Origin of the sequence: Mycolicibacter virginiensis (genome assembly GCF_022374935.2) — a bacterium.
Taxonomy (GTDB): Bacteria; Actinomycetota; Actinomycetes; order Mycobacteriales; family Mycobacteriaceae; genus Mycobacterium; species Mycobacterium virginiense.
Map to the genome: position 1 here is coordinate 4,528,469 of NZ_CP092430.2, position 18,275 is coordinate 4,546,743.

An 18,275-nucleotide genomic window follows, 5' to 3' on the forward strand; every position below is an offset into this window, starting at 1 on the left:
CGTGTGAGAGTTCCAGCGTAGTCGGCCCCGGCCTACGTTGGCGGCGTGCGCGTACCAGTTCTTGTCCGTGTCGGTATCGCGATCACCACCGGCCTGGTGGTGGCCGCCGCGGTGCCGAGCGCCCCGCTGGCTCCCTTGGCCTCGGCAGCCCCCGGCAACATCGCCGGCATGATCGTGTTCCTCGACCCCGGACACAGCGGCGCGGGCGACCCCGCCGCTCTGTCACGCCAGGTACCCAACGGCCGCGGCGGCACCAAGAACTGCCAGACCAGCGGCACCGCGACCAACTCCGGCTATCCCGAGCACAGCTTCACCTGGGACACCACGCTGCGGATCCGCCAAGCCCTCAATGCCGCCGGCGTTCGCACCGCGATGTCGCGAGGTGACGACAACGGGCCGGCTCCGTGCATCGACGCACGCGCCGCAGCGGCCAATGCGCTGCACCCCAATGCCATCGTGTCCATCCACGCCGACGGCGGGCAGCCCGCCGGCCGCGGGTTCCACGTCAACTACTCCGCGCCTCCGCTGAACCCGGCCCAGGAGGGCCCGGCGGTGCGGTTCGCCCAGATCATGCGCAGCCAGTTGCAGGCGGCGGGCATTCCGCCGGCCAACTACATCGGCACCGACGGCTTGAAGGGTCGCGCCGACCTCGCCGGGCTCAACCTGGCCGAATACCCTTCGGTCCTGGTCGAGCTGGGCAACATGAAAAACGCCACCGATGCGGCCCTGATGGAGAGTCCGGCGGGCCGCCAGCGCTACGCCGACGCGGTCGCGCGCGGCATCGCCAGTTTCCTGAGCGCTCAGACACAAGTGCCCTAACTCGCAGCACTGCTGCGTGCACGCCCGCCGATCCGCCGTTAGCGTGGGAGGTGATGTCCGTTCGGCCGGCCGATACACCGACATCCCACGCGCGGGGGGTGCGGCTGCTGCTGGACAGCTACCGCAACATCCCCGCTGACGAATCGGTCCGGCTGGCCAAGCCCACCTCCAACCTGTTTCGGGCGCGCGCGAGGCGCCAGGCACCAGGTCTGGACACCTCGGGCCTGGTGAGCGTCATCGCCGTCGACCCGGAGAATCGCACCGCCGACGTCGACGGCATGTGCACCTACGAGGATCTGGTCGCCGCCACCCTTCCCTACGGCCTGGCGCCGTTGGTGGTCCCGCAGCTCAAGACGATCACCGTCGGCGGTGCGGTCAGCGGGCTGGGAATCGAGTCTGCGTCGTTCCGCAACGGGCTTCCCCACGAGTCGGTGCTGGAGATGGACGTGCTCACCGGCGACGGCGAACTGCTGACGGTATCGCGTGACGAGCATGAAGATCTGTTCCACGCGTTTCCGAATTCCTATGGAACGCTGGGGTATTCGACGCGCCTGCGGATCGAATTGGAGGCCGTAAAGCCATTCGTCGCGTTGCGGCACATCCGCTTCGATTCCCTGGACGAGCTGGTCGCGACGATGGACCGCATCATCGATACCGGCGGGCTCGAAGGCGTTCCGGTGGATTACCTCGACGGCGTGGTGTTCAGCCCCCGGGAAAGCTACCTGTGTGTCGGTATCGCGACCGATTCCCCCGGCGCCGTCAGCGACTACACCGGCCAGCAGATCTACTACCGCTCGATTAGGCACGCGCACGGGATCAAAGACGACCGGCTGACCATCCACGACTACCTGTGGCGCTGGGACACCGACTGGTTCTGGTGCTCGCGCGCGTTCGGCGCCCAGCATCCCCTGGTGCGCCGGTGGTGGCCGCGGCGCTACCGGCGCAGCAGTGTCTACTCGAAGCTGATCGCCTACGACCAGCGCTTCGCCATCGCCGACCGGATCGAGAAGCGGCACAACCGCCCACCTCGCGAGCGAGTGGTGCAGGACATCGAGGTCCCGCTGGAGCGCTGCCGGCAATTCCTGGACTGGTTCTTCGCTCACGTCCCGATCGAACCGGTGTGGTTGTGCCCGCTCCGGCTGCGCGGCGACGAGGAGTGGCCGCTGTACCCGATTCGGTCTAATCGCACCTACGTCAACGTCGGGTTCTGGTCGTCAGTCCCGGCCGGCGCCACCGAGGGCGCTACCAATCGGCTGATCGAGGCCAAGGTGAGCGAGCTCGACGGCCACAAGTCGTTGTACTCCGACTCCTACTACACCGCCGCGGAGTTTGACGAGCTCTACGGCGGTGAAACCTATCGGAGGATCAAGAAGACTTACGACCCCGACTCGCGGCTACTGGACCTCTACGCCAAGGCGGTGCGACGACGATGACGATCGACAGCGAGCAGGTACGCACGCCGACCGGCAGATTGAGCCTGGCCCAGGTGCTGGAGACCCTGGCCACCGACGGACACCTGCCGCTGCGCTTCACCGCCTACGACGGCAGCAGCACCGGCCCCGAGGACGCACCCTTGGGCCTGGACTTGCTGACGCCGCGCGGCACCACCTATCTGGCCACCGCGCCGGGCGACCTGGGGATGGCCCGGGCCTACATCTCCGGTGACCTGGGGCTGCACGGCGTGCACCCCGGCGATCCCTATCGGCTGCTCAAGGCGCTGGCCGACGAGCTGCACTTCAAACGGCCCTCGCCCAGAGTGCTGGCCAACATCGTGCGCTCGATCGGGATCGAACATCTGGTGCCGATCGCCCCGCCACCCCAAGAGGCACTCCCCCGGTGGCGACGTATCGCGGAAGGTTTGCGGCACAGCAAGTCTCGGGATGCCGGGGCGATCCATCACCACTACGACGTGTCCAACGACTTCTACGAGTGGGTGCTCGGTCCGTCGATGACTTACACCTGCGCGGTCTATCCAACGCCGGATGCGACGCTGGAGCAGGCCCAGGAGAACAAGTACCGGCTGGTCTTCGACAAGCTGCGGTTGAGCCCCGGAGACGTGCTGCTCGACGTGGGCTGCGGCTGGGGCGGCATGGTGCGCTACGCGGCGCGCCACGGGGTGCGTGCTATCGGTGCGACGCTGTCGGCCGAGCAGGCCCAGTGGGCGCAGCGCGCGATCGCCGACGCCGGCCTGTCCGACCGAGCCGAGGTGCGGCACTGCGACTACCGCGACGTCGGCGAATCCGGGTTCGACGCGGTCTCCTCGATCGGGATGACCGAACACATCGGCGTGGCCAACTACCCCGCCTACTTCGGATTCCTCAAGTCCAAGCTGCGTCCCGGCGGCCTGCTGCTCAACCACTGCATCACCCGGGCAGACAACAAATCCACTGCGGCCGCAGGCGATTTCATCGACCGCTATGTGTTCCCCGACGGAGAGCTGGCCGGATCCGGCCGGATCATCAGCGAGATTCAGGACGTCGGCCTCGAGGTACTGCACACCGAGAACCTGCGCAACCACTACGAGCTGACCCTGCGCGACTGGTGCGCCAACCTGGTGGCGCACTGGGACGACGCCGTGGCCGAGGTCGGGCTGGCCACCGCCAAGGTCTGGGGCCTGTACATGGCCGGTTCGCGGCTGGGCTTCGAGCACAACGGCATTCAGCTTCATCACGCGCTGGCGGTCAACGGCGCCGACGGCGCCGGCCTGCCGCTGCGGCCGTGGTGGCGGCCCTAGGAGCTCTAAAGCCCTAGCGGCTCTGGCGGCGCGCGAAGGCCGGGGCGCGCTCCGGGCGCACGCCCACACCGACCAGGTAAGCCGGAATCGCCGAGAGCCAGGGCAACATCGCGAACAGCCTGCCCACGCTCGCCGGCGGGCTGAGGTTCTGGCCGCGCAGGATGGGGTTCAGCGCCCGGTGCGCTGCCCGCTGCACCGATTGGGTGACGACGGTGGGCAGCTGTCGACGTCGCTGCACGGCGGCCAGATCCCGAGCGGTCACCCGCCCTTGCCGGAGCGGCTCGGCCAGGATGGTCGCGGCGGCCACCGCATCCTGCACCGCCAGGTTGATGCCGACCCCACCCACCGGTGACATGGCGTGTGCGGCGTCGCCGATACACAACAGCCCGTCAATGCTCCAGTGCCGCAACCGATTCACCCGCACATCAAGGTGTTTGACGTCGTCCAGGCTCTGCAGCGCCTCCACCGAATCCGCGGCCTCGGGAATGAGCTCGACCACGTCACGGCGGAACCCCTCGATACCGCGGGCCCGCTTGTCGGCGTCGGTGCCCTTGCGCCCCAGGTAGGCGACCTGAAAGTAACTGTCGCGCGGAATCATGATCGCGGCCCGCCCCGGTCCGAGGCGGGGTAACAAGGTGGGCTGGGTGGCGCGGTCGTTCGGCAGCCGGAACCACCACACATCGAAGTTCACCGGAAACTCGCGTGAGTGCAGGCCCGCCTCATGCCGTGCGACCGACCAGCGCCCGTCGCAGGCCACCGTGAGATCGGCACGCAGTTCCCCGGTGCCCTCGGCGTCGCGGTAGCGCACTCCGGCCACCCGCCCGTTCTCGTGCAGCAGCCCGGTGACCTCGGTCTGCATTCGCAAGGTGAACGTCGGCTCGGTCTGCGCGGACTCGGCGAGCAGGTTGAGCAGGTCCCACTGCGGCACCATCGCAACGTAGGGGTGCGGCTGGCGACGCAGCCGGCCGAAATCGACCACCGTGACGTCGCGCCCGGCCACGTCGAGGCTGACCTGATGGATCTCACTGTGCGCCAGCGTGGTGAAGCGCTCCCAGAGCCCGAGCTCATCAAGAAGACGCAGGGTCGTGGGGTGCACGGTGTCGCCACGGAAATCACGCAGGAAGTCGGCGTGCTTCTCCAGCAGCGTCACCGCTATGCCGGCCCGGGCCAGCAACAGTCCGAGAACCATGCCTGCCGGTCCGCCACCGACGATCGCGCAGGTGGTTGCTTCGGTCATATCGCCCATTGCGGTGCCACGTTACGCGTGTTTGAGGCGGCGCCCGGGCGGTTATTCGCATCTCGGCAAGGGGGGTACATCATGACTGCCAAAACACTGACCAAAGGCACGAAAACCACCAACGGCAAGCTCGGTTTGGCCGAGGTTCTGATGCTCCTGGCGGGCGGAGGCCAGCCACCGCTGAGGATCTCCGCCTACGACGGCAGCAGCGTGGGCCCCAGCGACACGGAGCTGGGCGTCGATCTGCTGAATTCCCGCGCCACCGCCTATCTGGCCACGTCACTCGGTCAGCTCGGGATCGCCCGCGCCTATGTCGCCGGTGACCTGGAACTGCGCGGCGTGCATCCCGGCAATCCGTACCCGGTGCTCAACGCCATGGCGGACCTGGAGTTCAAGCACCCGTCGCCACGCGAGTTGGCCAACATCGTCCGGTCTATCGGGCTGAAGAACCTGAAGCCGATCGCGCCACCGCCGGAGGAAGCCCCACCCCGATGGCGTCGTACCGCGGAGGGACTGCGGCATTCCAAGGCTCGCGACGCCGACGCGATCCATCACCACTACGACGTCTCCAACACCTTCTACGAGTGGGTGCTCGGCCCATCGATGACCTACAGCTGTGCGATCTACCCCAACCCCGGCGCGAGCCTGGAGGAAGCGCAGGAGAACAAGTACCGACTGATCTTCGAAAAGCTGCGCCTGCAAGCCGGCGACCGGTTGCTCGATGTGGGCTGCGGCTGGGGCGGCATGGTGCGCTACGCGGCGCGCCGCGGCGTTCAGGCGCTCGGGGTGAGCCTGTCGGCCGAACAGGTCGAGTGGGCACGAGCGGCAATCGCCGACGAGGGACTCGCGGGCCTGGCCGAGGTGCGGCACTGCGACTACCGCGACATCCGCGAGGACGGGTTCGACGCCATCTCATCGATCGGGGTGAGCGAGCACATCGGGGTGAAGAATTACCGCTCCTACTTCGGATTCCTCAAGTCGAAGTTGCGCACCGGCGGGTTGCTGCTCAATCAATGCGTGACGCTGCCGGACAACTCGATCTACCGCGGCGACGCCTTCACCGACCGCTACGTCTTCCCCGACGGCGAGATCACCGGCTCGGGCCGTGTGATCTCCGACATTCAGCAGACCGGGCTCGAAGTGCTGCATGAGGAGGACTTCCGCCACCACTACGCGATGACGCTGCGGCAGTGGAGCCGCAACCTGGTGTCGCACTGGGACGAGGCCGTCGCCGAGGTCGGGCTGGGCCGGGCCAAGGTGTGGGGGCTGTACATGGCGGCCTCGGTGCTGTGCTTCGAACGCAACCTGTTCCAGCTGCATCAGGTGTTGGCCAGCAACGTCGACGGGGACGGCGACGACGACCTGCCGCTGCGGCCTTGGTGGCAGCCTTAGCCGATCAGTCGCCGCTGATCCGGCGGGCGCCCAGCTCGTTCTGCAGCAACTCCAGGGCCACTTCTTCGGGGTCGCGGCGAGGCGGGGCACCGGAGGCGTCCGCCGTGTTTTCCAAAGCCTCGGCCAGCATGGCCTCCTCGTCGGCGCGGCGTGCCGACTCCATGTCGACCTGAGCGGGCGCCGCCGACTGGCCCGCGTCCGGAGCAGCAGGTCCGCCGGCCTCGCAGCGCACCCGCCAGTTCACCCCGAGGGCATCCTTGAGCGCTTCGATGATGACGTCGGCGTTGCGCTGCTCGGAAAGCCGCCGGGCCAGCGGGGCGGATTCGTGACTGAGCACCAGCGTGTTGCCGTCCACGGTGCGCACGGTCGCGCCGGCGAGCATCACCTCGGTGGTGCGGCTGCGCTGACGAACCTTGTCGCGCACTGTAGTCCACATCGCGCGCACGGCGGCGGCATCGGGCTCGCCCGGAGTGACCCCCGCAGCGGGTGCGGGTGCCGGAGGCGCTGCAGCGGGCGGCGGCGCGGGGGCCGGCGCGGGTGGTGCAGGGGGTTCGGGTTCGGGCACCGTCGCGGCGGGCGTCGGCACCGGCTCGGGAGTGGGTGCGGCGGCGGGCACCGGCGCAGGCGTGGGCGCGGCTGCGGGCTCAGCGGCCCGGGTAGAGCGACGGGTGAACTGCTTGGCGGGTGACGCGGCGGGCGGCTCTTGCGTGGCGGCAGCGGCCGGAGCCGGCGCGCTCGCGGCGGGCGCGGCGCCGGTCCGTACGGGTGCCGCCGGGATCGACATGTCCAGTCGGCCCTCGATGCGCTCGACCCGTTGCAGCAGTGCGGCTTCGGTGTCGGCGGCCGACGGCAGCAGCAGCCGGGCGCACACCACCTCCAGCAGCAACCGGGGAGCAGTCGCGCCGCGCATCTCGCCGAGGCCGGCGTGCACCACCTCGGCATAGCGGGCCAAGGTCGCCGGGCCCAGCCGGGCGGCCTGCTCATACATCCGCTCCAGCATGTCTTCGGGCGCGTCGACCACACCCTTGGCGACCGCGTCGGGGACCGCCTGCAGCACGATCAGGTCCCGAAAACGCTCCAGCAGGTCGATGGCGAACCGGCGCGGGTCGTGGCCGGCGTCAACGACCGCCTCCACCGCTCCGAACAGCGATGCGGCGTCCCCGGCGGCCAAGGCGTCGACCGCCTCGTCGATCAGCGCGACATCGGTGGCCCCCAACAGACCCAGCGCCCGTTGATAGTGGACGTGGTCAATGCCGTTCTCGTCTTTCTCCGAGCCGGCCAGCAGCTGGTCGAGCACCGAGAGGGTGTCACGCGGCGAGCCGCCACCGGCACGGATCACCAAGGGATACACCGCGTCGTCGACGGCGACCTGCTCCTGCTCGCAGATTCGGCCGATCAGCTCGCGCATGGTTCGCGGCGCAAGCAGCCGGAACGGGTAGTGGTGGGTACGCGACCGAATGGTCGGCAACACCTTCTCCGGTTCGGTGGTGGCGAACACGAAGATCAGGTGGTCGGGCGGCTCCTCGACGATCTTGAGCAGCGCGTTGAAACCCGCGGTGGTCACCATGTGCGCTTCGTCGATGATGAAGATCCGGTAGCGCGACTGGGCGGGTGCGTAGAAGGCGCGATCGCGCAGATCGCGGGTGTCGTCGACGCCACCGTGGCTGGCCGCGTCGAGTTCGACGACGTCGATGCTGCCCGGGCCGTTGGGGGCCAACGCCACGCACGAGTCACACGTTCCGCACGGCGTCGGCGTCGGCCCCTGCGCACAATTCAGCGATCGGGCCAGGATGCGCGCCGACGAGGTCTTGCCGCAGCCGCGCGGTCCCGAAAACAGGTAGGCGTGGTTGATCCGGCCCGCCGACAACGCGGTGCACAGGGGTTCGGTGACGTGCTCCTGCCCCACCACTTCGGCGAAGGATGCCGGCCGGTATTTGCGGTAGAGCGCCACGCCAGCAGGGTACTTGCTCGGCCCGACGACGGTGCAGGCCCGGCAGCCGAAGCGCTACGGCTTCGGGCGCAGATACCCCAGCGTGTTCCACATGGGGCTGACGTCACGCCAGTTCAGCGTCACGAACAACCGGCCACTGGAGTTCTGTTCGGCGACCTCGTACTGAAGCAGGCTGCCGCTGCCGCGCACGGCCGTGACGACCCCGGCATGCCCGTGTTCACTGACATACCCACCGGGACCGTAGACCACGACGTCCCCGACCTGCGGTGCGTTCAGGCCGCCGTCGAACGGCACCTGGTCGAAGTATTGGCCCAGACCATTGGTGGCGAAATGCTCGTAGAGATCGAAGGCATTGCCGCTGGGGTCTCTATTTCGCCATGAACCCAGCGCCTGAATGTATTGCTGCACGAGCGGGTAGCACTGGCCGTCGCCGTACATCACCGGATTTCCCAGTGCGCCCTCGGCGGCATCGCGGCGGAAGCGGTCGAGTTCCTCGACGGCCCGCGCCGGCAGCGCCGGGGCCTGGTCGGCCGCGGGGGCCGCATCGAGTGCCGCCGCGGGGGCCGGCACCGGCTTGGGTTCGACGGGCGGGCCCGGCAGCGCGTGGGCCGCGGGGACCGCACTCAGCGCTATGAAGGCCGCCGCCACCGCCACCCGGCCGCAGATTCCGGGCATGTCAGCCCAACAGCTGCTCTGCGGCGGCCAGCAGCGCACAGGTGGCCAGACCGTCGACGGCATTGCGCAGGTCATCGAGGGACGGGAACGACGGGGCGATCCGAATGTTCTTGTCGTCGGGGTCCTTGCGATACGGGAACGACGCACCGGCTTCGGTGACCGCGATTCCGGCATCCTTGGCCAGCGCCACGGTGCGCCGGGCGGTGCCCGGCCAGACGTCGAGGCTGATGAAGTAGCCGCCCTTGGGGTCGGTCCACGACGCGATCTTGGAGTCACCGAGCCGGTTCTCCAGGATCTCGGCGGCCAACTCGAACTTGGGCGCCAGGATCTCCTGGTGGCGGCGCATGTGCAGCCGCACGCCGTCAGCGTCGCCGAAGAACCGCAGGTGACGCAGCTGGTTGACCTTGTCCGGGCCGATCGAGCGCTTCCCGGCGTACTGCAGATACCAGGCGATGTTGCCCAGCGAGCCACCGAAGAAGCTGACGCCGGCACCGGCGAAGGTGATCTTCGAGGTGGAGGCGAACACGTACGGCCGGTTCGGGTTGCCCGCGGCCGCGGCCAGTCCCAGCACATCGATCTGGTGGGGGAATTCGGTGGTCAGGGTGTGCACCGCGTAGGCGTTGTCCCAAAACAGCCGGAAGTCGGGGGCGGCGGTCTTCATCTGGACCAGCCGGCGCACGGTCTCCCAGGAGTAGGTGATGCCGGTGGGGTTGCCGAACACCGGCACGGTCCACATGCCCTTGATGGCCGGGTCGGCGGCGACGAGTTCTTCGATCAGGTCGACGTCCGGGCCGTCCTCGCGCATCGGGACCGGGATCATCTCGATGCCCAGGGTCTCGGTGATCGCGAAGTGCCGGTCGTAGCCGGGCACCGGGCACAGGAATTTGACGACCGGCTCCTGGCTCCAGGGCCGCGGTGAGTCCACGCCGCCGTGCAGCATCGAGTAGACGACGACGTCGTGCATGAATTCGAGGCTGGCGTTGTTGCCGGCGATCAGGTTGGGCACCGCGATGCCGAGCAGCTCCCCGAAGATGGAGCGCAGCTCGGGCAGACCATGCAGGCCGCCGTAGTTGCGGGTGTCGGTGCCGTCGTCGCCGCGGTAGTCGTCCGGGCCGGGCAGGGCCAGCAGGCCGTTGGCCAGGTCGAGCTGCTCGGGCGCCGGCTTGCCGCGGGTGAGGTCCAGTGCGAGCTTCTTGGCCTGCAGTTCGGCGTAGTCCCGCTGGTAGCGCTCATATTGCGCGGTCAGGTCGGCACGGTTGAGGGTATGCAGCGACACGGGTGCGCCTTTCAACGTCGAAGGCCCGAGATATAAGGGGACCCCGCGCACCCGCCAGAGCCCATTGACCCTTGCTGCCTTCCGGCCCTGGGGGAGTTCACAGGATGGACGCCGCGCGGGGTCCACGGGCAAGTCTAGCGGGGGTCGCGAGCGCGGCGAAGCCGGGCGCTGCGGGCCACCGCCGCCGGACACAGCGGGGGTCGCGAGCGCGGCGAAGCCGGGCGCTGCGGGCCACCGCCGCCGGACACAGCGGGGGTCGCGAGCGCGGCGAAGCCGGGCGCTGCGGGCCACCGCCGCCGGACACAGCGGGGGTCGCGAGCGCGGCGAAGCCGGGCGCTGCGGGCCACCGCCGCCGGACACAGCGGGGGTCGGGCGCCCGGCGACGATGCGGTTGCCGGAGCAGACCGCTAAGGAGTCGGGCGGTCCAGCAGAGTGCGGCGAAGCCGGCCAATAAGAGGAGTGCGCAGGGCACGCAAGGGACTCAGCTACCATTGCCGACGGAGGATTCGCCTAGTGGCCTATGGCGCTCGCCTGGAACGCGGGTTGGGTTAATAGCCCTCAGGGGTTCAAATCCCCTATCCTCCGCACCCGATTCAGGTGCGGCCGGACCGAAAGATCGAGGTCCGGTCGCACCTGAATCACTAGCTGACGAGCATGGGAGGTGGCGTGAGTCGTACCGTCGCCACGGTTTGGCACGCGTCGCTCTCGACTCTCGCCGCCATCCTGTATTTCCTCTTTGTCCTGCCGCGGTGGTGGGAGCTGACCGGCTTCAGCCCGCACGTGCTAGGCACCGTGATGCGAGTCCTCCTCGGACTGCTGGTCGGGGCGATGGCCCTGCCCGTGGCCGCGGTGTTGAAGCAGTCCCGCAAGCCCGAGTACGGCACCCCGCAGCTTGCGCTGTCGCTGCGGACCGGCTCGATCGTGGCGCATCTGGTGGCCGCAGCGTTGATCGCCGGCACCGCGGTCAGTGAGATCTGGTTGTCGCTGGACAGCTTCGGCGTGTGGCTGTTCGGGATCTACGGCGCCGCAGCCGCGATCGCCCTGTTGGGGATCGGCGCGTTCTACCTGGCGTTCGTCGCCGAACTCCCGCCGCCGCCGCCCAAACCGATCAAGCCCAAGGCCGAGAAGCAGCCCAAGGGAGGGCGTCGCCGGGGCAAGAAGTCCGGCGACGCAAAGGCCGAGGACTCCGAAGACGCCGAAGACACTGAGGCCTCGGCAGACGCTGAAGGCGACGACGAGTCCGACGACGAGTCCGACGACAACGCCGGCGCTGACGCCGAGGTCGATGACGAGCCTGAGGCCACCGAGATCGTCGAGTCGACGGGCGAAGAAGCAGGCGAGTCAGCCCCAACCGACGAGGCCAAGTTGCGCCCGTCCGGCAAGCGCCGGGCGAAAAAGGGCCAGTAAGCCCGATCCGCCGCGGCTACCCTGTTCGCTATGGCCGAGAACCTCGGCGGTGCCTTCGCGGATGCGGCGCGCGCGCGTGAAGAGGAGCTCGCGAACCGGCTGGCCACATCGGTAGCAGCCGACAAGGAGCTCCAGACGATCCTGCAGCAGGCCGTACGCAACGCTGTGAGTTCACGGCAACGCCTCGACGCCATCGAGGCCGAGATCCGCGAATCGGCCGCCACCTGGCCAGGACTGGACACCCCCACCGGCTCCCGCCAATTCCAGCGATTCCTCACCGCCAAGACCCGCGAGATCCACCGGGTGGTCTCCGACGCCGCCGCCGACAGCCGGCACCGGTCGCAGCTGGCGCAGACCCTGACCAACCACTACAAGCTGGGCAGCGGCGAGGATGGCCAGGATCCGCATATCCGGCTGGTGGACAACACAATCCCGACTGACGGGCAGCAGCCCCGCGATCCCACCATCGCCGGCGTGGGCAGTCCGCCGATGCCGGAGAAGCAGGATGGTTCGCCGTATGACCTGGGTGCGACGATCCCGGGCACCGGCATCGTCATCACCGGCGACCCGGAGAGCGGCCACCCCCGGTTGCACACCCCCGGCAAGCCCGACATCGATAACCCGTTCCCCGTCGACGAGGGTTTCCGGGCGCTGCCGACCGGCACCGCCGTCGGCCCCGACGGCCAGCAATATGCCTTCTACAGTGTGCGGCCCTACGGGCTCGGCACTTCGCCCGAGAATTACATCGCGCCGGAATCGCGGGTCCAGAATCTGGCCGATCCGGCAACGGATTTGGGGCCGCTGCTGGGCACCCCGCTCGGTTCGGACACCAAGGTGGGCATCTCTCAGGCCAGCGGCGTCTACGACCCGGCATCCGGAACGATGATGATCGTCGGCAACGTCGGCCAGGACGGTCAGCGCGCCCTGTGGCAGTCGGCCCCGGTAGCCGCCGGTGACCCGCCGAATGCCTGGATGAACAGCCTGCACGAGGTCGGCACCTTCAACAATCTCGGTCCGGCCGATCGGGAGAATCAGATTGTGTCACTGCCCCAGGGCGGGTATCTGTTGGCCAGCGCCAGCGACGACGGCCAGGTCGTGGGGGTCACCGCGGGCAGCCCGCAGGGGCTGCTGCAAGCTCCCTCACAAGACCTCACCGGCCCCGGATTCATCCCGAGCCCCGGTAATCAGCCGGCCGTTCCGTACGGGCCGAGCATCGTCAACGTCGAGACGCTTCCCAACGGCCAAGAGCAGGTCACGATGCGAGTCAGCACGTGGCCGACGCCTGAAGGCTGGCCGACCGGGCCGGACGCCCCGCCACCGCCCTATCACCCGCGGACCTACACCACCACGTTCAACATCAACCGGTAGCGCAGGCGGGGCCTTGAAAGCCCGAGGAGCCGGAGAGCCTAGAACGCCGTGCTGCCCGACGGGCTCAGCACGAAGCCGTGATGCCCCAGAGAGGTGTCCAGGCAGGCGACAAGCTGGTCGGTGCCCACCGCGCAGGTGACGTTGCCGTACGACAACTTCTGCCCGACGCCCAGGAAGGCTCCGTTGGAGAATTGGCGGCCACAGCCGGTCGATTCGCGGTTCAGCCGCAGACCCGCCGCGCCCTGCGAGCGCACCGTCCCGATCACACAGCCGCCGGGCACTGGGGCGCCCGAGCCCAGCGGCGCGTTGGCCAAGCCCGGCATATCGCCGTCGCACATGATGGCCTGCGACGATCCCGCGGGCGGGTCGACGGCGTCGAACTGGCAGGCGACGTTGTAGGGCGTGGAGAAGTTCACCCAGCGCCCCGGCCCCTTGGGGCCCGTCGAGATGTAGTTGTCCACCGGGACCGCGGTGAAGTCGTCGAAGTTGGGGAACCCCGCAGGTTGCGCGCCCGCCGGTAACCCCGGAGCCCCGAGAAACAAGCCGCCCGCCGCGCCGGCGACGAGCAGAACCCGCATGACTCGACGGGTGGAACCGTTCATCGGTCTCCTGTTACGGCTTGGGGGCCCAGTCCCACACCGACATGTCGTCGCGCGGGTACTGACTGCAGGCCTCGGTCGACTTGGCGACGACGCCCTTGTTGTTGAAGAAGATCTTGGCGTGGTTGGGCCACGACACCGTCAGCGGGTCGGCGAAATTGGTTGCCAACTCCTCGGAGTAGGCCCGGCGCTGATCGGGGTTCAGCGAGAAGAACCAGTGCATCTTGTCGATGGTGGCCTGCTGCACCTGGACCGGCTTGTTGTGCATGTCGATCATGTAGCGCTCGTAGTAGATCGGCGACAGATCGCGGCTGGCGGCCAGCATCTGCTCGGCGCTGCAGTCGGTGCGAATCACGCGACGCGGGATCGGGAAGTCGTCGGTCGCGTCGGCGGAGGCGGTGGCGGGCAACAGCACCGCGGCCACGGCTGCGCCGGCGGCGGCAGCGGTCACGACGATGCCCCGCAGAATCGAGCGGTGCGTACGCATGGAGTCCACTGTAGCCATTCCCCCGGTCCTTTCACTCCGTCAGTTTTCGGACGCTAAACCCGCCGGTGAGACCACTGAGTCGGGTGAAGCAGGTGAGGCGAATGCGCCAGCAAATGGCCGCTCAGCCATTCGAACTCAGTAAGCAATGCTACATAACTTTAGTCATGCTACCTAATTGGTTTTCTGGCCCCTGAGCATGCGATCGCTCACATCCGGCTACCGGTTGTGGGCCAGCTCCTCGGTGTCATCCCTGCGCGCGAGGGCGGCAGCTTCTCGATGCCGGGCGGCTTTCCCGCCGACGTGCGGCAGCACGTTGATCGGCCACCAGAACCAGCGCCCCAGCAGCGCCGCGATCGACGGCGTCATGAATGCCCGCACGATCAACGTGTCGAACATCAGCCCCAATCCGATAGTGGTGCCGATCTGTCCGATGATGCGCAGGTCACTGACCGCCATCGACGTCATGGTGAAGGCGAACACCAGCCCGGCCGACGTCACCACCTTCCCGGTGCCGCCCATCGCGCGGATGATGCCGGTATGTAGGCCGGCGTGGATCTCCTCTTTGAACCGGGCCACCAATAGCAGGTTGTAGTCGGAGCCCACCGCCAGCAGGATGATGACCGACATCACCAGCACCAGCCAGTGCAACTGCATGCCGATGAGGTACTGCCAGAACAGCACCGACAGCCCGAACGACGCACCCAGCGACAACGCCACGGTGCCGACGATCACCAACGCCGCGATCAGGGCGCGGGTGATCAGCAACATGATGATGAAAATCAGGCACAGCGAGGCGATTCCGGCGATCAGCAGGTCGTAGTTGGAACCGTCGTGCATGTCCTTGAACAGCGACGCCGTCCCGCCGAGATAGATCTTGGCGTCTTCGAGCGGCGTGCCCTTGAGCGCTTCCTCGGCCGCGACACGGATCTTGTCGATGTGCGAAATGCCTTCGGCCGTAGCCGGATTGCCCCGGTGCGAGATCATCATTCGGACGGCCTTGCCATCCGGGGAGATGAACATTTTCATGGCCCGCTTGAAGTCCGGGTTTTCGAACACCTCCGGCGGCAGGTAGAACGAATCGTCGTTCTTGGATTCGTCGAACGCCTTACCCATCGCGGTGGCGTTGTCGCTCATCTCGTCCATCTGATCGAAGATCCCGGACATGGTGCTGTGCATCGTCAGCATCATGGTCCGCATGGTCTCCATGGTGTCGATCATCGGCGGGAAGGTGGTCAGCATCTGCGGCATCAGGGCGTCCATGTCAGCCATGTGCGCGATCATCTTGTCCATGCTCTCGCTCATCGGATCAACGCTGTCGACCATGTCGAACGCCGAGCGCAGCGAGAAGCAGATCGGGATGTCGTAGCAGTGCGGTTCCCAGTAGAAGTAATTGCGGATCGGCCGCCAGAAGTCTTCGAAATCGGCGATGTGGTCCCGGATCTCGTAGATCTGGCCCTGTAGGTCATCCATGTCGACGACCATCTCGTGGGTGGTGTTGGCCAATTGCGTCATGTAGCCCAGCATCTGGCGCATGGTGGCGATGGTCTGCTCCATGGCCTCGGCCTGGGTGAGCATGTCATCCATGCGCTTCTTCTGGAACTGCATGGTCTGCAGCTGGCCGGCGTTCTGCATGCTGATCTGGAACGGGATCGAGGTGTGTTCCAGCGGGGTGCCCTGCGGGCGGGTGATCGCCTGAACCCGGGAGATCCCGACGACTTTGAACACCGACTTGGCCAGCTTGTCGATGATCAGGAAGTCCGACGGGTTGCGCATGTCGTGGTCGGACTCGATCAGCAGTATCTCGGGCATCATCCGGGACTGCGAGAAGTGCCGGTCTGCTGCGGCGAATCCCTCGTTGGCGGGGATGTCGGTGGGAATGTACTTCCGGTCGTCGTAGGCCGGCTGATACCCCGGCAGCGTCAGTAGGCCGACGGCCGCGACTGCCAAGGAGGCGACCAGAACCGGGCCCGGCCAGCGGACGATCACCGTCGCCACCCGCCGCCACCCGCGGGTGCTCGTCGCGCGCTTGGGGTCGAACAGGCCAAACCGGCTACCGACCGTGATGATCGCCGGGCCCAGCGTCAACGCTGCGATGACCGAGATGAGCATGCCCACCGCGCACGGGATACCCAGCGTGACGAAGTAGGGCATCCGGGTGAAGTGCAGGCAGAACACCGCTCCGGCGATGGTCAGGCCCGAGCCCAGGATGACGTGCGCGACGCCTTCAAAAGCCGTGTAGTACGCCGATTCCCGGTCTTCGCCGGCTTGGCGCGCCTCGTGGTAACGGCCGATCAGGAAGATCGCGTAGTCGGTGCCGGCGGCGATCGCCAGCGAGACCAGCAGGTTGACGGCGAACGTGGTCAACCCGACCCAGTGGTGGTGGCCCATGAACGCCACCACGCCGCTGGCGGCGTTGAGCTCCATGTAGACCATGCCCAGCAGCAGCACCACCGTGATGATCGACCGGTAGACGAGCAACAGCATGGTCAGGATCACCAGGATGGTGACCACCATCATCTTGAACATCGACTTGTCGCCGGCGTGGTTCATGTCCTTGGCCAGCGCCGCGGTGCCGGTCACGTAGACCGTCAGCCCGGGCGGGGCCTGGACCGAGTCCACGATCTGGCGAACGGATTCGACGGAGTCGTTCGCCGCCGCCTGGCCGATGTTGCCGACCAGGTTCAGTTGCACGTACGTCGCTCGGCCGTCGGGGCTTTGGGCGCCCACGGCAGTCATCGGGTCACCCCAGAAGTCCTGCACGTGCTGAACGTGTGCGGTGTCGGCCTTGAGCTTCTCGACCACTTCGGCGTAGTACTCGTGCTCGGCATCGCCCAGCTCGTGGTCGGACTCCAGCACGACCATCGCGGTGCTGTCGGAGTCCGACTCCTGGAAGACCCTGCCCATCTCGGTCATGGCCTGCATGGACGGGGCGTCTTTAGGACTCGCCGAAACGGCGTTCTGCTTGCCGACCTCCTCCAGTGGCGGGACGGTGGCGACGAGTACCGCGATCAGCGCCAACCACGCCAGGATGATCGGTATGGCGAACCGGCGGATGGTCCGCGCGATGAACGGTCGCTGCGGTTGGACGCCGGCGCCGTGGGTGCCGGGCTGGCTCATGCCGCCTTCAACAGGCAGAAGGTGTAGGCGTTGACCTCGTTGGAGATCCGTTCCGCCTTCACTTCTCCGTCCACCGCGATGCGACAGCCGATGCTGTTGCTATTGCCTTGGGCCATGATGCTTCCCACTACCGCGGGAAGGGTGGTGACGATTTCGAGGTGCCACGGCAGAGTGGCGTCGGAGACACGCTGCGGTTCGGAGTTGACGTCGAAGTAGCTGATGTCGGCCACCGTTCCTGGCGGGCCGAAGATTTCGTAGGTCAACCGCTTGGGGTTGAACGGCTTGGTTTCGTCGTTCTGGCCGTCGGAATACGAGGGGCGCTTCTCGGAGCCGAACAGGCCGTGGATGCGCGTCACGGCGAATGCGGCGACACAGACCACCGCCAAGATCACCAGGGGTATCCACACCCGGCTCAGTACCTTGAAAATCGAAGTCCCCTCACACCAGCAAGCTTTGGATACCCTAACCCACGTCAACGTGCGTAAACGCACGCTACAGCACTCCCACGGAGGGCCGCAACGCACATCATGTGCGTTATCCTCGCGCTGTGCGCCAGGCGACCTTCAAACGCGCCCGCAGCGACGCGAACAAGCGTCAGCGGGCTGAAGCGTTGATGGAGGCCGCCCGCTCGGTGGCAATCGAGGCCGGCGTGGCATCGGTGACCCTGACCGCTGTGGCCAGCAGGGCCGGGGTGCACCACTCCGCGGTTCGGCGCTACTTCAGCTCGCACAAAGAGGTGCTGCTACGACTGGCCGCCGAAAGCTGGGAAAGCTGGTCGGACACCGTCTGCACCGCACTGCAACAGTCCGAAACGATGTCGCCGGATCGGGTGGCCGCCACCCTGGCCAGCGGATTGGCAGCCGATCCGTTGTTCTGCGACATGCTGGCCAACTTGCATCTGCACCTCGACCATGAGGTAGACGCCGAGCGGGTGATCGAGATCCGGCGAAAGATCACCGCGGCGGGGCTGACCATGGCCGACGCCCTCCTGCAGGCACTCCCCCGACTGGGCAAGCAAGGTGCCTTCGACCTGTTGTTGGCGTCGTATTCGCTGGCAGCGCCGTTGTGGCAGGTTGCGCACCCTCCGACGAAACTGGCCGACGCTTATGCCGCCGAGCGGCAGGTACCACCGGAGTGGAACTTGGACTTCACCACTGCGTTGACCCGGCTGCTCACCGCCACCTGCGTCGGGCTGCTGGCGTCGCCCAACTGA

Annotated in this window: 15 protein-coding genes, 1 tRNA gene and 1 other RNA gene; 8 read left to right on the forward strand and 9 right to left on the reverse strand. The window is 67.4% G+C overall.

Going from position 1 to position 18,275, the window contains the following annotated elements; translation table 11 throughout:
- Positions 1-45: 45 nt before the first annotated feature.
- From MJO54_RS21895 to MJO54_RS21905, 3 genes are read left to right on the forward strand one after another with little or no spacing between them, the layout of a single operon-like run.
- Complete coding sequence (locus MJO54_RS21895) at positions 46-819, forward strand: Rv3717 family N-acetylmuramoyl-L-alanine amidase (protein ID WP_105295132.1); 774 nt, start codon at positions 46-48, stop codon at positions 817-819.
- A 53-nt stretch (positions 820-872) separates the two neighbouring features.
- Positions 873-2,252, forward strand: coding sequence for an FAD-binding oxidoreductase (locus tag MJO54_RS21900; RefSeq protein WP_105295131.1), 1,380 nt, complete (start codon positions 873-875; stop codon positions 2,250-2,252).
- Positions 2,249-3,553 carry a class I SAM-dependent methyltransferase gene (locus MJO54_RS21905; RefSeq protein WP_064891155.1) on the forward strand — a complete coding sequence of 435 codons (1,305 nt, stop codon included), beginning with the start codon at positions 2,249-2,251 and terminating at the stop codon, positions 3,551-3,553. Before MJO54_RS21900 ends, MJO54_RS21905 begins: the two co-directional genes overlap by 4 nt.
- Positions 3,554-3,566: 13 nt before the next feature.
- On the opposite strand, the gene MJO54_RS21910 is transcribed toward MJO54_RS21905, so the two are convergent.
- Positions 3,567-4,790: an FAD-dependent oxidoreductase gene (locus tag MJO54_RS21910; RefSeq protein WP_105295169.1), complete on the reverse strand. Its 1,224-nt coding sequence runs from the start codon at positions 4,788-4,790 to the stop codon at positions 3,567-3,569.
- An 81-nt stretch (positions 4,791-4,871) separates the two neighbouring features.
- On the opposite strand from MJO54_RS21910, the gene MJO54_RS21915 reads away from it, so the two are divergent.
- The gene (locus tag MJO54_RS21915; protein WP_064891157.1) at positions 4,872-6,182 is read left to right on the forward strand and encodes a class I SAM-dependent methyltransferase; all 1,311 of its coding nucleotides are present in this window, start codon (positions 4,872-4,874) and stop codon (positions 6,180-6,182) included.
- Between the two features lie 4 nt (positions 6,183-6,186).
- On the opposite strand, the gene MJO54_RS21920 is transcribed toward MJO54_RS21915, so the two are convergent.
- From MJO54_RS21920 to ffs, 4 genes are all read right to left on the reverse strand, one after another.
- Positions 6,187-8,133, reverse strand: a complete 1,947-nt coding sequence (locus tag MJO54_RS21920; RefSeq protein ID WP_240175431.1) for a DNA polymerase III subunits gamma/tau — start codon at positions 8,131-8,133, stop codon at positions 6,187-6,189.
- A gap of 54 nt (positions 8,134-8,187) precedes the next feature.
- On the reverse strand, positions 8,188-8,808 hold the full coding sequence (locus tag MJO54_RS21925; RefSeq protein WP_105295344.1) for a CHAP domain-containing protein: 621 nt from the start codon (positions 8,806-8,808) through the stop codon (positions 8,188-8,190).
- Between the two features lies 1 nt (position 8,809).
- Positions 8,810-10,084, reverse strand: coding sequence for an aspartate aminotransferase type Ic (locus MJO54_RS21930; RefSeq protein ID WP_064891161.1), 1,275 nt, complete (start codon positions 10,082-10,084; stop codon positions 8,810-8,812).
- Positions 10,085-10,116: 32 nt separating this feature from the next.
- Positions 10,117-10,211, reverse strand: an RNA gene (gene ffs, locus MJO54_RS21935) — signal recognition particle sRNA small type.
- A 372-nt stretch (positions 10,212-10,583) separates the two neighbouring features.
- On the opposite strand from ffs, the gene MJO54_RS21940 reads away from it, so the two are divergent.
- The 3 genes from MJO54_RS21940 to MJO54_RS21950 all read left to right on the forward strand — a co-directional run bounded on the left by MJO54_RS21940 (position 10,584) and on the right by MJO54_RS21950 (position 12,859).
- A tRNA-Ser gene (locus MJO54_RS21940) sits at positions 10,584-10,669 on the forward strand.
- A gap of 81 nt (positions 10,670-10,750) precedes the next feature.
- On the forward strand, positions 10,751-11,491 hold the full coding sequence (gene lucA, locus MJO54_RS21945; protein ID WP_064891163.1) for a lipid uptake coordinator LucA: 741 nt from the start codon (positions 10,751-10,753) through the stop codon (positions 11,489-11,491).
- Between the two features lie 30 nt (positions 11,492-11,521).
- The gene (locus tag MJO54_RS21950) at positions 11,522-12,859 is read left to right on the forward strand and encodes a DUF4226 domain-containing protein (protein ID WP_105295345.1); all 1,338 of its coding nucleotides are present in this window, start codon (positions 11,522-11,524) and stop codon (positions 12,857-12,859) included.
- 38 nt (positions 12,860-12,897) lie between these two features.
- On the opposite strand, the gene MJO54_RS21955 is transcribed toward MJO54_RS21950, so the two are convergent.
- From MJO54_RS21955 to MJO54_RS21970, 4 genes are all read right to left on the reverse strand, one after another.
- Positions 12,898-13,461 (reverse strand): hypothetical protein, encoded by a 564-nt coding sequence (locus MJO54_RS21955; protein WP_052741091.1) that lies wholly within the window; start codon positions 13,459-13,461, stop codon positions 12,898-12,900.
- A gap of 10 nt (positions 13,462-13,471) precedes the next feature.
- On the reverse strand, positions 13,472-13,945 hold the full coding sequence (locus MJO54_RS21960; RefSeq protein WP_373693076.1) for a DUF5078 domain-containing protein: 474 nt from the start codon (positions 13,943-13,945) through the stop codon (positions 13,472-13,474).
- Between the two features lie 216 nt (positions 13,946-14,161).
- Positions 14,162-17,062, reverse strand: coding sequence for an MMPL/RND family transporter (locus MJO54_RS21965; protein ID WP_046282701.1), 2,901 nt, complete (start codon positions 17,060-17,062; stop codon positions 14,162-14,164).
- Positions 17,059-17,478, reverse strand: a complete 420-nt coding sequence (locus MJO54_RS21970; protein ID WP_240176016.1) for an MmpS family transport accessory protein — start codon at positions 17,476-17,478, stop codon at positions 17,059-17,061. Before MJO54_RS21970 ends, MJO54_RS21965 begins: the two co-directional genes overlap by 4 nt.
- Positions 17,479-17,591: 113 nt before the next feature.
- Between MJO54_RS21970 and MJO54_RS21975 the strand changes: the two genes are divergently transcribed.
- Positions 17,592-18,275, forward strand: coding sequence for a TetR/AcrR family transcriptional regulator (locus MJO54_RS21975; protein ID WP_105295346.1), 684 nt, complete (start codon positions 17,592-17,594; stop codon positions 18,273-18,275).

Coding starts and splice junctions, on each gene's coding strand:
- MJO54_RS21900 (WP_105295131.1), top strand. CDS start 873: ATGTCCGTTCGGCCGGCCGATACACCGACATCCCACGCGCGGGGGGTG.
- MJO54_RS21905 (WP_064891155.1), top strand. CDS start 2,249: ATGACGATCGACAGCGAGCAGGTACGCACGCCGACCGGCAGATTGAGC.
- MJO54_RS21910 (WP_105295169.1), bottom strand. CDS start 4,790: ATGACCGAAGCAACCACCTGCGCGATCGTCGGTGGCGGACCGGCAGGC.
- MJO54_RS21915 (WP_064891157.1), top strand. CDS start 4,872: ATGACTGCCAAAACACTGACCAAAGGCACGAAAACCACCAACGGCAAG.
- MJO54_RS21925 (WP_105295344.1), bottom strand. CDS start 8,808: ATGCCCGGAATCTGCGGCCGGGTGGCGGTGGCGGCGGCCTTCATAGCG.
- MJO54_RS21950 (WP_105295345.1), top strand. CDS start 11,522: ATGGCCGAGAACCTCGGCGGTGCCTTCGCGGATGCGGCGCGCGCGCGT.
- MJO54_RS21955 (WP_052741091.1), bottom strand. CDS start 13,461: ATGAACGGTTCCACCCGTCGAGTCATGCGGGTTCTGCTCGTCGCCGGC.
- MJO54_RS21960 (WP_373693076.1), bottom strand. CDS start 13,945: ATGCGTACGCACCGCTCGATTCTGCGGGGCATCGTCGTGACCGCTGCC.
- MJO54_RS21965 (WP_046282701.1), bottom strand. CDS start 17,062: ATGAGCCAGCCCGGCACCCACGGCGCCGGCGTCCAACCGCAGCGACCG.